We start from the raw sequence: 13,996 nt of genomic DNA on the forward strand, positions 1-13,996 counted from the left end.
ATCAATAAACAAGATACCTAGTAACCCAGTATCTTCAACACCTGTTTACTATTCTGCTCTTCTCCAAAAACCTCAAAGTTGAACGTCTCATCTCTATTCCTCCTGATCAAAACATGCTTAGGCGAAGGCAGCAAACAATGATGAATTCCACCATAGCCACTTAACACCTCCTGATACGCCCCCGTATGGAAAAAGCCTAAATATTGCACTTTCCTGGTCTTCGGCATAAACACACTGTTCATATGCGCTTCCTGATTGTAGTAGTCCTGCCCGTCGCAGGTAATCCCGCCCAGGTTGACCCGCTCATACTCCGAATCCCAGTTATTAATCGGTACCAGGATATATTTCTGATTCAAAGCCCACACATCAGGCAGGTTCGTGATGAACGATCCATCCAGCATCAGCCATTTTTCACGATCATTCTGTTGTTTACGACCTAAAACCTTATACAAGATCCCCGATGCTTCCGCAACTGTATATTTACCAAACTCCGTAATGATATCCGGCTCTTCCACATCGTTAACCGAACAAATCTCTTTAATCCGCTTCACGATCTCATTTACCATATATTCATAATCGAAATCGAATACCAGCGAATCTTTAAAAGGCATGCCTCCACCGATATCCAATATTGAAAGCGCAGGATTGATCTTTTTGAACTTGCAATATAAAGTCACATATTTCTCCAGCTCGTTCCAGTAATACGGCGTATCCGAAATACCTGAATTGATAAAGAAATGCAGCAACTTCACCTCAAAATTAGGGTTATCTTCAATTTTACTATGCCAAAAATCAATGATATCCTCTATTCTGATCCCTAAGCGCGAGGTATAGAATTGCGAATCCGGTTGCTCTTCCGCCGCAATACGGATCCCCAGATTAATAGGCAGATCGAGCTCATCATCATACATGTTGAACTCTTCCTTATTATCCAGCACCGGAATAATGTTTTTAAATCCATCATGGAACATATCCACGATATACTGCTTATATTGATAGGTCTTAAACCCATTGCAAATCACAGTGATATCCTTAGTCACAGAACCCTTTTTTTCCAAAGCATCGATCATAGGAAGATCAAATGCGGAAGAGGTCTCCAAATGGATATCATTTTTAAGCGCTTCTTCGACAATATGTTTAAAGTGTGAACTCTTTGTACAATAACAGTACATATAGCTCCCACGGTAATTATTATTATTGATAGCTTGCTGAAAAAGGAGCTTAGCCTTCTGAATCTTTTTAGTGATCAAAGGCAAATACGTAAAACGTAACGGTGTACCATACGTTTCAATCATCTCCATCAGGTTTAGGTCATGAAAGTATAGTTCATCATCTATTACCTCAAAACCTTCCTGCGGAAATTCTACACTCAGGTCAAGGAACTCTTCGTAACTCTGCATTTATTAAAATTTACGCAAAAATGTAATTTTTTAACGAATAATATTTCTATTAAGCAGGAATAATTGTAATTGTTTACAAATTAGTGTTGTAAGGTACATGAATTTCGGCAATCATACACCTGGCACTGCCTCCGCCGAAGCGTTCAATGTTCCACAATGGGGAGTGAATCAGGTTGCCATACTGCCATAGAGCGCTTTTTTGCCCCTCATCCAGGGATTCATAGGCTTGTGTGGACATTACAATTAAATTTTCTCCCTGTTTATTGCTGATTTGAATTAAATTTCCTGCAAAGGCGTTCATCTGCGCCAAACTAATTGGAATGATCTCTTTCTGAGTCGCCGTAACCGAACGGATCAGAGCATCACGATCTTCGGGATGTGCAATGGACTCCAGGCAAATCACCGCAAAACGATCTCCTACGCTCATCATCACGTTAGTATGGTAAATTGCTTTTCCCGAAGCATCTATAGCTTGAAACGTTTCTGTACGATAGCCGGATAATTGTGCAAAATAAGCGAGTACTTCTTCATTCGTGCGACTCGATATACAGGCATATGCGATATGATTCACCCGATCCAGCACCATACTTCCTGTCCCTTCCAGGTACTTACCCGTTTGTTCAAAAAAGCTAAGGTCCACAAAATGTTTGTAGCCATACCCGCTCTGGATCGCCTTAATAATTTTGATGTTTCGTTCCTGCCGCCGGTTTTCTGCTTCCATGGGATAGATGTACAAGCTGCCATCTTCATGTGTGGAAATCCAGTTATTCGGAAAGATCGCATCAGGTGTATGAAATTCAGGATCATCATCGACCGCCAGAACCAGCACTCCATTCGAGCGCAAGAGGGATACAAACTGATTGAATTCCTCCAGTGCATGCGATTGTAGATTTTCGCCACCATGATTGACATGCTGGAATAAATTACTGATCGCTGTTTGTTCATTGAAGCCAAACATCGACGGCCGGATCATCAATATGCGTGAGGTTGTCTGCATCGTCTAAATGGAATCACGGATTAAAGGTAAACTCATACAATGGAAACCTCCCCTTGCCCGGGAAAGCTCGCCTGATGGCATGAGGATTAAGGTATCTTTTAACTCTCCAACTTTGATTTCCTCATTTTCAAGCTGGGTGATCAGGTCTTTTACATGAACAACAGAAAACCCATTGGTCTTAAAGGACTGGATCGTCCGGTCGTTCCGGTCATAACCCAGCACAATGCCCTCTCTCAAAGCCAGTAAATTACAGGAATCCGTCCACTGTTCCCGTTCATCATAGGGGAACTCATTATTCCCGGAATAAATAAAGTTGGTTTTTCCGGTACTGCCCAAATCCTTTTCACTGATGGAGGTCAGCAGACTTTCTATACTTTTAAACTTCTTAGGCCGGTCTTTTCCCTTTGTGAACTGGAAGATCTGCACATGGTCCTTTACTTTTTTCTCGGACAGGTAATCCTGCGGCTGCCTCTTTATTTTATCAGGAGTAGCACATACAGAGCCCAACACCACCCAGGTATGCCGGTTAACCTGTGTAAAGAGCGTATCAATATGCATATAATCGCGCTTATGCGGAATCCGGATCACCGTAACCTTTTTAACCACATCATGCTCAAACAGTAGGCGGATGGCTTCATTGGCCCCACTGGGGGATGTGCGCTCGGAACAACCAATCAGGACATGCTCCGGACTGATCACCATGACATCACCTCCCTCCAGGGTTGCTTTCTCCTCCTGTCCGTCACCAGGACGCAGAAAATATTTCACCTCATGCGGAAACTCCAGGATCTTGTGTGTAGAGGCACTAAACAAAGGGTGATTGTAAAAGATATACCGCGATAATAGCGCCTCTCTGCCTCTCGCTTTTTTAGCCGGTTTACTCAGCAGGATAAAGTTATTGATCGTGATGCCAATGTCCCGTGTAAAGATCAGATTAGGGATAGGAGGGAACAGCATCTCTCCATCAGGCATAGAGCCTGAAATCAGGATGCGCGATAATAAACCTGCAGGAGTAGCAGACAGCTCAAGTTGTAGCGCATAACTGCATTCTTCTATCGCGCAAATAGCAGCACAAAGTTTCTTTCGGATCTCCGTAATTTCCAGTATGTCCGCCAACAGCTTTTCTACCTCCACCACCTTATCTGAATTGAAATAACCGGGTTTGCCTGGTTTATAAAACTCACGTTTATCTGTCAAGGTATCAACCGGATTATTTAGCTTTCCTTTGATCTTTGCAGGATCTAAAAAATACAATAGCAGCTTCACATAATGGTCATATTCATCTGCCCGCACCGTATCGAGATGGATAATGTCTTCAAAGAGCCAATCCTGTGCTTTTGAAGGGGCAACACGGCCAATTCCACTGTCCGGACTATGGATCATTACTGCCCTAAGGGTACCAATTTCCGAATTTACACTAATATCTAACTTTGCAGGTGTCATGCTGATTTTGATGCTTAAAACAAATCTAGTTCAAATTATCAGCATTATTAAGGGGCGATTAGCGGTCTAATGATTAATTTTGACCCATGGATTTTATTGTCAAAGGAACCCTTAAGGCTGTTAAGGCCCTGTATAATATTGATTTACCCGAAAATAATATAAATCTCCAGGAAACCCGCAAGGAATTTGATGGGGAAATAACCGTTGTTACCTTTCCTTTAACGCGCGTTTCCAAGAAGTCTCCCGAACAAACGGGTATTGAAATTGGTGAATATTTGCAGCAAAACGTACCTGAAATCTCGGGTTATAACGTAATTAAAGGATTCCTGAATCTATCTTTAACCAGCGCTTATCTGCTTGATCTATTCAAAAAAGAAATCTTTCAACCTGACTTTGCCGTGTTGCCTGCAAATGGCAAACGCATCATGATTGAATACTCTTCGCCCAATACCAACAAACCTTTGCACCTGGGACATGTACGCAATAACTTACTCGGTTATTCTGTTGCTAAAATCCTTGCGGCATCCGGATATGAAGTAATTAAAGCAAATCTGGTAAACGACAGAGGCATCCATATCTGTAAATCCATGCTTGCCTGGCAGAAATTCGGTAATGGGGAAACTCCTGAAAGTACCGGACTAAAAGGGGATAAGCTGGTTGGAAACTACTATGTGAAGTTCGACCAGGAATATAAAAAAGAAATTGAAACGCTTAAGGAAGCCGGACAAACAGAAGATGAAGCAAAAAAGAATGCACCTTTAATTAAGGAAGCACAAACCATGCTCCAGCAATGGGAAGCAGGGGATGAGGCAGTCACCTCGCTCTGGAAAACCATGAATACCTGGGTATATAATGGCTTCGACGTCACCTACAAGAGTCTAGGGGTAGAATTTGATCAGTTTTATTACGAATCGAATACCTATCTGCTTGGGAAGGATATCATAGAAGAAGGATTAGAAAAAGGCGTATTCTTTAAAAAAGAGGATAACTCGGTGTGGATTGACCTCACTGCAGATGGTCTGGATGAGAAACTGGTATTGCGTGGTGATGGAACTTCCGTTTACATTACGCAGGATCTGGGTACTGCCCAATTGAAATACGATAACTACCAGATGAATGAATCCATCTATGTAGTGGGAAATGAGCAGGACTATCACTTCAAGGTCTTATTCCTGATCCTGAATAAACTGGGTAAAACCTGGGCTCAGGGACTTTACCATCTTTCGTATGGCATGGTTGACCTGCCATCAGGTAAAATGAAGTCCAGAGAAGGCACTGTAGTGGATGCCGATGATCTGATCCAGGAAATGATCGATACTGCCTGTCAGCGCACCGAAGAACTCGGTAAAGTGGAGGACTTCTCTGAGGAGGAGAAAAAAGAACTCTACCGTATGATCGGTCTGGGGGCATTAAAATATTTCCTGCTGAAAGTAGAGCCTAAAAAACGTTTACTGTTTGACCCGAATGAATCAATCGATTTTCAGGGAAATACCGGACCGTTTATCCAATACACACATGCCCGGATCTGTTCTGTACTCAGTCGCGCCGATGTACCTGTCCCTTCTTTTGATGGCATTCATGACCTTTCCCCCGTACAAAGGGAGTTGATCCTGACGATAAGCCGGTATACGGAGGTCATCCTGACGGCTGCAAAAGAATATAGTCCCGCATTGATTGCCAATTACGTATACGAACTGGCCAAGGTGTACAATAAGTTTTACCACGAGGAGCCCATTCTGAAGGAGGAGGACCTGGAGCTTCGTCATCTTCGTCTGGCTCTTTCAGCGGTTACTGCTTCCGTAATCCAAAGAAGCATGGACCTATTAGGTATTGATGTTCCGCAAAGGATGTAAAAATAATTTAACTGTTTTCTTATGTTTTTATTTAATGTTCGCGTTTATGGCCTTTTAATTAATGAGCAGAACCAAATTCTCATTAGTGATGAAGAACATCAGACGGTTCAGTTCAGCAAGTTTCCCGGCGGGGGACTGGAGTATGGCGAAGGACTTATTGATGCCTTAAAGCGCGAGTTTATGGAGGAATGTGAGACCGAAATTGAGGTGTTGGATCATATTTATACCACAGACTTTTTCGAAAAATCATCCTTCAACGAGAGCCAGATCATCAGCATCTACTATCTGGTTAAGCCGTTACAGACATTAAAATGTCATATTTCAACGTCCATATGCGATTTTACTTCGGATGCGTTAGTGAAACAATCCTTCCGCTGGATCCCTATTCAGGATCTCACAGAGGCGGATGTTACCTTTTTAACAGATAAGATCGCTATACAAAAATTACAAGCTGCATGGAAGAAAAAAGAAGCCTGAGCGAACGCGACCAGGCGATCATCTGGCATCCTTATACACAAATGAAAACAGCAGGTTTGCCGATCCCCATTGTAAGGGGCGAAGGTGTCTATCTCATAGATGAAAACGGTAAAAAGTATCTCGATGCTGTTTCTTCCTGGTGGGTCAACCTGCACGGACATGCCCATCCCCATATTGCTAAAAAGGTAGCGGAACAGGCCGGTACCTTAGAGCATGCCATCTTTGCGGGATTTACACACCCTCCCGCAGTAGAACTCGCAGAAGGGTTACTGAAAATCTTACCTCCTAACCAGGCAAAGATCTTTTATTCCGATAACGGCTCTACCGCCGTGGAAGTGGCCCTGAAAATGTGCCATCAATATCGCTCCAATAAAAATCAACAACGCGATAAAGTGCTTGCATTTCAGCATTCCTACCACGGAGATACCTTTGGTGCCATGGCAGTAAGTGCGCGAAGTGCCTTTACCGCCGCTTTTGAAAGTCTGCTTTTTGATGTAGAATATATCGAAACCCCAAATGCCGGCAACATTGATAAATTAATCAAATACCTGAGGGAAAACGCAGCGGAAATCTCTTCCTTTATCTATGAACCCTTAATTCAGGGTTCCGGAGGCATGCTGATGTACGAAGCCAAAGGACTGAACCAATTGATTGGCACTTGTCGGGAGCTCGGCATCCTAACAATCGCAGATGAAGTGATGACCGGCTTCGGACGTACCGGTAAACTTTTTGCTTCCGATTATATGGAGCATAAACCCGATATCGTGTGCCTGTCCAAAGGCCTTACAGGTGGTACGATGGCTTTGGGCGTAACCTCTGCCACACAAGAGATCTTTGACGCCTTTTTATCCGACGACAAACTCAAGACGCTATTCCACGGACATTCCTTTACTGCCAATCCAATAGCCTGTGCGGCTGCTTTGGCCAGTATGGATCTGACGCTCTCTCAAGAAACGCAGGATAACATCCAGCGGATTTGCGCCAAACATGCTGCTTTTGCCCTTCGTATTCAAAACAATCCGAAACTTAAAGCTGTTCGGCAGACAGGAACTATTATAGCTTTCGAATGGGAAACAGGGGATGATACCTCTTATTTCAGTTCACTCAGGGACAACTTATACCAATTCTTTCTAAAAGAGGGGATTATATTACGGCCCTTGGGAAACATCATCTATATCCTTCCACCTTATTGCATCTCTGATGCCCAACTGGATTACATCTATGCGAAAATTGAACAGGCCCTCGACATCTTCTGAATCCGATAAAACGGCGGCTAAGGTGGGACTGTTTTCCGCAGAGCTGATCGTTGCCATAACCCTATTCATTTGTCTGATTACCTTTTTTATTCTGGCAAAACTGGTTCTAATTGATCAGAATCAGGCCTTTGACCAGACCATAAATCAGTTTTTTGCACCTTATACCAATGCCACAACCACGAGGTTCATGTCATCCATCACGGTACTCGGAAGTGCTCGTTTTATGCTGCCGGCCAATATTCTGCTGATCCTCTACTTTCTTTTTATCCGTAAACACCGATGGTACTCCATTAAGATCGGGGCCATTGCCTTAAGCAGCGTCCTGGTGATGCACCTGCTTAAACTCATCTTCAACAGGTCAAGACCCTTGATTCCCTTGCTTGAACCAGCTATAGGTTTAAGCTTTCCAAGCGGACATGCCCTAACCAGTGTCACCTTTTTCGGTCTGCTGATTTACTTTGTTAACGGACATACCACCAATAAAACAGCTCGGATTTTATTGATTTGTCTGTTGGTGATCCTGATCTTGCTCATAGGAATCAGTCGCATTTATCTGCGCGTGCATTACCCCAGTGATGTGCTGGCAGGCTATTGTATGGGCACTATTTGGTTAATCCTATCCCTAAAATTCCTCAACCGGATGGAAAGGCGTAAATGACACTTATCTGTTGAACTTCCCTCGATTTTTTACGTTTTTTACAGCATAAAATAGTATCAAAATGGAACAACGTAATTTAGGAAATTCCGCACTTAAAGTGTCATCTCTGTGTTTAGGAGGAAACGTATTTGGCTGGACAGCAGATCAGCTAACTTCCTTCAGGATTCTGGATGAATTTATAGATCTTGGATTTAATTTTATCGATACAGCGGATGTGTATTCCAAATGGGCACCCGGAAATAAAGGTGGTGATTCTGAAACCATTATCGGACAATGGCTTAAGCAAAACAATAAGAGAAGTCAAATCGTGCTGACTACCAAAGGCGGATCAGAAATGGGCCCCGGACAAAAAGGCCTCTCTAGTGCATATATCACAAAAGCAGTTGAAGCATCCCTCAGCAGATTACAAACCGATTACATCGACCTATACCTTTCTCATTTTGATGATACCACAACTCCAGTAGAAGAAACGCTGGAAGCGTATGCTAAACTCATCAGTGCAGGCAAGATCAGGGTCATAGGAGCGTCAAACTTTAGTCCGGAGCGTTTAAAAGAAGCCTTGCAGGCCAGTGAAAAAGGGCTGCCCAAATACGAAAATTATCAAATGCAATATAACCTCGTGGAACGTGAAGCCTATGAAAAACAATATGCATCCATCACTGAGCAATACCATGTAGGGGTTACGACTTATTTTTCACTAGCAAGTGGCTTCCTAACCGGGAAATATCGCTCAGAAAAAGATCTTTCCAAGAGTACGCGTGGCGAAGGCATAAAGAAATATTTAAATGAAAAGGGGATCGATGTGCTGACTTCCCTGGATAATGTTTCGACCCGACATAACGCCACACCGGCACAAGTTGCACTAGCCTGGTTAATCGCCCAACCCGGAATCACTGCACCAGTAGTGAGTGCCACCAGCCTCTATCAGTTGAATGATATCGCCAAAGCGGCATCTTTACACTTATCCGCAGAAGAAATAGCTGAACTGAATGAAGCGAGTGCCTAACAATTCTGCGTCCTAATTTTTAACTTAGCCCCCAATGGGATATCAGAGTTTAGAAGCTTGTGTAAACGACCTCGAAAGAAACGGTCATTTAATTCGGATTAAAGAAGAAGTGGACCCTTACCTGGAAATGGCCGCCATTCATTTGCGCGTGTACGAACAACAGGGGCCTGCTCTTTTCTTTGAAAATATCAAGGGCAGTTCCTTTCCCGCAGTTTCTAACCTGTTTGGTACACTGGATCGTTCTAAATTTATGTTCAGGGATTCACTGGAGAAGATTAAAACCCTGGTGGAACTGAAGAATGATCCCATTAAAGCAATTAAACACCCATTCAAATACATGAATGTGGCTTTAACTGCTTTTTCTGCATTGCCCATGAAAGTGGGTAAAAATGCGCCGATACTTTACGGTGAAACGAAGATCAGTGCCATCCCTCAAATAGTAAACTGGCCTATGGACGGTGGTCCTTTTGTCACCATGCCCCAGGTATATACCGAAGATAGTGATCATCCCGGCATCATGAATGCCAATTTAGGCATGTATCGCATCCAATTGGGGGGCAACGACTATCTGCAAGATAGGGAAGTGGGTCTGCATTATCAGCTTCATCGGGGAATAGGGGTGCATCAAAGTAAAGCGAACGCCAAAGGGCAACCTTTGAAAGTGAGCATTTTTGTTGGCGGTCCACCATCTCATCCACTTGCCGCGGTAATGCCTTTACCCGAAGGCTTGTCGGAGATGACCTTTGCAGGAGCATTGGGAAACAGACGATTCCGGTACTTCTACGATGCGGATGGATTTTGTATCTCTGCAGATGCAGACTTTGTGATCACGGGAACGATCTATCCGCAGGAAAATAAACCTGAGGGACCTTTTGGCGACCATCTGGGGTATTATAGTCTGGTGCACCCTTTCCCGGTCATGAAGATCCATAAGGTGTATCATAAAAAGAACCCGATCTGGTCCTTTACTGTCGTTGGGCGACCTCCACAGGAAGATACCAGTTTTGGCGCACTGATCCACGAAATAACAGGTTCAGCTATGCCTAAGGAAATCCCCGGACTACATGAAGTGAATGCTGTGGATGCTGCTGGCGTACACCCTTTATTGTTTGCTATAGGCAGCGAACGATATACTCCATACTTAAAAGAACGCCGGCCACAGGAAATTTTAACCATTGCCAATCATATCTTAGGAAAAAGTCAGCTGAGTCTGGCTAAATACCTGTTTATCGCAGCAAAGGAAGATGACCCTGCTTTACATACGCATAACATTGCCGATTTTCTGGTTCATGTCCTGGAACGGATCGATTTTCAAAGAGACCTTCATTTTCATACCAATACCACGATTGATACGCTGGACTACAGTGGTGACGGATTAAATTCCGGATCGAAAGTGGTATTTGCTGCCGCAGGAGAGAAAAAGCGGGATTTATGGAAAACGATTCCATCCTATTTTGATGTACCAGTTTCTTTTGGAAAAGCCACACTGGCGATTCCGGGTGTAGTTACACTGGAAGGATTGCCGTATACTTCTACCCAATCCGCTCAGAATGAAATGGGCCTATTAAACGAACATTTAAAATCAGCAGAACTCAATGGTTTGGCTTTACTGATTCTTTGCGATGATGCAGAGTTTACGGCCGCTCATATCAATAACCTGGTATGGGTCACCTTCACGCGAAGTAATCCTTCGCATGATATCTACGGCATCAACAGTTTTATCGAACATAAACATTGGGGATGTATTGGTCCCGTGATCATAGATGCACGTAAAAAACCACATCATGCACCGGAATTAATCAAAGACCCGGCAGTAGAAAACAAGATTGACCAATTGGCTACTCCAGGCGGTTCGTTATTTGGCGTAATCTAATATTTTTAATAAAGGAATCTAATCTTTAAGAGGACAGGCAAGAGTCAGTTTGGAGAAAGCTGTATCCCAAAGTCGTCCTTTGTTCGTTCCTTGTTCGCTGCATCTGGCTTGTAGCACCCTCTCGAGGCGAAGCTAGAAGCCAGCTGAAACGAACGAGGGGCGCGTATTAATTCTATACGTGGTACGGCAGCTATCCATCTGGACCTATCTAATAATATCCAATTAGTTTTAAAATTTAATTAAATCCACAAATCTATTCTTTTTTGAAAACCGTATATCTTAAAAAGAGGGATTGAATGCTCTCACACTTCTATATAATGAAAAGGCTACCCATTTTCTTATACGGGTAGCCTTTCTTATTAAATAACGAAGCAAAAGTTTTAGAAACGGAACCCTACAGTTAAGTAAGCGTTATTGTAAATTCTTTTTTGATTGGCTTCCGGACTATATATTTCATCTCCATAAATGTTGGTTGTAGAGCCTGGATCAAATTCGTAACCAAAAACGGTTTGTTTTGATGATACATGTGCATATGTAGCATCAATATAAACGTTATTGATCCGGTATCCGATACCACCACTTACGGTATTCGTTGCACCACCAATATTCTTCTCAGGATTCCCCTGGTAGTTGAATCCACCACGCAAATAAATCTTGTCTAATTTGGCTTCCGCACCTACACGGGCATTCACTGCGGCTTGATATTGGTTATCGATATTTTCATTATCTCCTGAATCATTATCATAACCTGATACGTTGATTGTAGAGTAATCTACATATTCCACATCAGCAGATATAAATCCAAATTGATTCATGAATACGGCAATACCACCACTCACCTTTAAAGGAGTTCTCAAATTGTAGTTGGTAGGAAAGTTATCGTAATTTGCGGCAGGAGAATTTCCTTGAGTATAAAAGGTCTCCATGTTCAATGAAGTGTTATCTTCAATAGTATACCAGGTTGGACTGGTAAATGAAGCACCTAATCGTACCGCTTCAACTGGTTTGTAGATCATACCCAACTTGAAGTTGAAACCGCTACCTGTTGTAGTCTGATCCATATCGTAAAAGGTACGGTAATCATTGTCTGAGCCATCTGTTTCTTGAAAAGTAGAACTAGATTCATAACGTAAACTAGTCAGGCCTAAGCTAAATCCCAGGTATAACTTATTGCTGTAATTAGCACCCAGAGCCAGATTAAATTCATTCTGACCTCCGGAAGTAACCTGAGTAAAGTTCTGACGGTTGTTCAGCGAAGTTGTAGCACCGTATAAAGTTCCGATCGCATCACTAGTTACACTGTCTATCAATCCCTGGTCGGCAGCCCATCCGGCAAGTACATTTCCTCCGGATTGTCCGAGATTAACGAAGCCTTGTGTATTGGCTATATCCGCATAGAAATCAGCGATGGAACTGTTCGGGTTAATTTCTCCATAAAATGTTTTATCATAAAAGTTATTGGTCCGGTTATATCCTACACCGAAGTTGACGGATAACAATCCTGTAGTAGGATCAGTTCCTCTTCCTCTAACCTGTGGGGAATGGAATACGATAGACGCATTGTTCAAATTAAACTGATCGCGGGTTTCGAGATCTGTCTGGCCGAAATAAGTAGAGGTAATTTCGGAACCATTATATTCGGGAGTAAAGCTGAATTCAGATTTATTGAAAAAACCTAAACCAGCGGGGTTACCGCCAATCGAGCTCATGTCGCCACCTACCGCAGTAGATGCATTACCTATTGCTTTAATACGGGAAGTAGAACCCGGACCAAACCTGGAGAAGCGTAAAGCGTCCTGGCTATATTGAGCATATGATGAATAAGTGATTGCCAATAAGGCAATCACTAGACTTATGTGTTTAAATTTCATGTGTTTCTTTAGGTTGAATGAATTATCTGCCGCCTCGTGTTGGTCTGGATGAACCACCGCCACCTCCGCCACCACCATTGTAACCACCACCACTAGATGGAGAAGATGACCGAGTGCTTGGTGTGTAAGTAGGTTCAGCACGTTGAGCAGGGGCTCTTTCAGTCCTTTCTACACGTGTGGGTTGAGTTTGTTCTGTTGTTGCCGGACTACGTACTGTACGGGTTGGGGCAGCGGAACTTGTACCATCAGAATTTTTTCCGGTAGTTGTAGTACCCTGACTTACATCCCGTGTTGGTCTTCTATACACGCCGGATACTCTTCCATCGTTTCCGTAACTTACATTTGGACGGGTATTCCGGTCCGCACCTTGTCTGGTAGCAGGATTTCCTGAACCTACATAAGGGCGGGGTTTATTGTTATTCCGGTTGACTACTCCGCCACCGTAACCATATCCGCCATTGCCGTATCCATATCCATAACCGCCGTATCCGCCACCGTAGTAGGAAGTAGGACCCCAGTAGCCGCCGTAGTAAGGATTTCCATAACCCCATGAGTTGTATCCGAATCCCATACCGAAGCCACCACCAAAGAGGCCGGTACCAAACCACATGGAATAACCCGGACGGAATAAACCTGCATTATAGTAAAATGGATCGTATCCGTAACCATACCAAGGGTTGTAGCTGTAGGTATACCAATCGTTGTAATAACTCCTGTATGGAGAGGCATACTGAAAGCGGTTTATGCGGGAAGCATAACCGTAATCATAGTCGTAATCGTTATTTTCCTCGCTGTTATACGAATTGGCGGCATAATCGGTGTCACCTGTCGCATAATCGTTATTGCCATACACCTGCTCTTCGGTACGCTGGTTTTTTTCCGGAGCAACCGGATAATCAACTACTCTGGCTTTACCCTGAGCATTATAAACATCATCGTTATCTGTGGACTGCTGTACCATCTGCATGGTCGAACAGGACCCCAATAATACAGCGACTGCTGCAATCATGGGAAGTATTAATTTTTTCATTGTCGTGTGTGTTAGATCTCCAATTTCCCTGTCTCTATACTATGACGTAAGATCCGGGGAAAACGTTACGTCGATTAGTTTAAAATAGCCCGGTTTGTTTTATAACTTTACGGACACTAATATTGTGTTAAA

General features: G+C 43.2%; 11 protein-coding genes. 6 read left to right on the forward strand and 5 right to left on the reverse strand.

The window, feature by feature from the left end; translation table 11 throughout:
* Window positions 1–17 precede the first annotated feature (17 nt).
* From ADIARSV_RS12170 to ADIARSV_RS12180, 3 genes are all read right to left on the reverse strand, one after another.
* Window positions 18–1,400 carry a type III PLP-dependent enzyme domain-containing protein gene (locus ADIARSV_RS12170; protein WP_016195833.1) on the reverse strand — a complete coding sequence of 461 codons (1,383 nt, stop codon included), beginning with the start codon at window positions 1,398–1,400 and terminating at the stop codon, window positions 18–20.
* Between the two features lie 73 nt (window positions 1,401–1,473).
* Window positions 1,474–2,397, reverse strand: a complete 924-nt coding sequence (gene ctlX / locus ADIARSV_RS12175) for a citrulline utilization hydrolase CtlX (RefSeq protein WP_040299950.1) — start codon at window positions 2,395–2,397, stop codon at window positions 1,474–1,476.
* A gap of 3 nt (window positions 2,398–2,400) precedes the next feature.
* Window positions 2,401–3,840: an arginine deiminase family protein gene (locus ADIARSV_RS12180; protein WP_016195835.1), complete on the reverse strand. Its 1,440-nt coding sequence runs from the start codon at window positions 3,838–3,840 to the stop codon at window positions 2,401–2,403.
* 86 nt (window positions 3,841–3,926) lie between these two features.
* On the opposite strand from ADIARSV_RS12180, the gene argS reads away from it, so the two are divergent.
* The 6 genes from argS (at window position 3,927) to ADIARSV_RS12210 (ending at window position 10,963) form a co-directional block, all read left to right on the forward strand.
* The gene (gene argS / locus ADIARSV_RS12185) at window positions 3,927–5,693 is read left to right on the forward strand and encodes an arginine--tRNA ligase (protein WP_016195836.1); all 1,767 of its coding nucleotides are present in this window, start codon (window positions 3,927–3,929) and stop codon (window positions 5,691–5,693) included.
* A gap of 21 nt (window positions 5,694–5,714) precedes the next feature.
* Complete coding sequence (locus ADIARSV_RS12190) at window positions 5,715–6,170, forward strand: NUDIX domain-containing protein (protein WP_016195837.1); 456 nt, start codon at window positions 5,715–5,717, stop codon at window positions 6,168–6,170.
* On the forward strand, window positions 6,149–7,426 hold the full coding sequence (gene bioA / locus ADIARSV_RS12195; RefSeq protein WP_016195838.1) for an adenosylmethionine--8-amino-7-oxononanoate transaminase: 1,278 nt from the start codon (window positions 6,149–6,151) through the stop codon (window positions 7,424–7,426). The genes ADIARSV_RS12190 and bioA overlap by 22 nt, the downstream gene beginning before the upstream one ends.
* Entirely contained in the window at window positions 7,392–8,084 is a 693-nt protein-coding gene (locus ADIARSV_RS12200; RefSeq protein ID WP_016195839.1) for a phosphatase PAP2 family protein, read from the forward strand. Before bioA ends, ADIARSV_RS12200 begins: the two co-directional genes overlap by 35 nt.
* A 61-nt stretch (window positions 8,085–8,145) precedes the next feature.
* The gene (locus ADIARSV_RS12205) at window positions 8,146–9,090 is read left to right on the forward strand and encodes an aldo/keto reductase (protein WP_016195840.1); all 945 of its coding nucleotides are present in this window, start codon (window positions 8,146–8,148) and stop codon (window positions 9,088–9,090) included.
* Window positions 9,091–9,124: 34 nt separating this feature from the next.
* On the forward strand, window positions 9,125–10,963 hold the full coding sequence (locus ADIARSV_RS12210; RefSeq protein ID WP_016195841.1) for a UbiD family decarboxylase: 1,839 nt from the start codon (window positions 9,125–9,127) through the stop codon (window positions 10,961–10,963).
* A 380-nt stretch (window positions 10,964–11,343) separates the two neighbouring features.
* Here ADIARSV_RS12210 and ADIARSV_RS12215 read toward each other — a convergent pair whose 3' ends face one another.
* Together ADIARSV_RS12215 and ADIARSV_RS12220 are read right to left on the reverse strand one after the other, a co-directional pair.
* Window positions 11,344–12,834, reverse strand: coding sequence for an OmpP1/FadL family transporter (locus ADIARSV_RS12215; protein WP_152439863.1), 1,491 nt, complete (start codon window positions 12,832–12,834; stop codon window positions 11,344–11,346).
* A gap of 22 nt (window positions 12,835–12,856) precedes the next feature.
* Window positions 12,857–13,864 carry a hypothetical protein gene (locus ADIARSV_RS12220; RefSeq protein ID WP_016195843.1) on the reverse strand — a complete coding sequence of 336 codons (1,008 nt, stop codon included), beginning with the start codon at window positions 13,862–13,864 and terminating at the stop codon, window positions 12,857–12,859.
* Window positions 13,865–13,996 lie beyond the last annotated feature (132 nt).

The organism is Arcticibacter svalbardensis MN12-7 (genome assembly GCF_000403135.1).
In the GTDB taxonomy this organism is placed as follows: Bacteria; Bacteroidota; Bacteroidia; order Sphingobacteriales; family Sphingobacteriaceae; genus Arcticibacter; species Arcticibacter svalbardensis.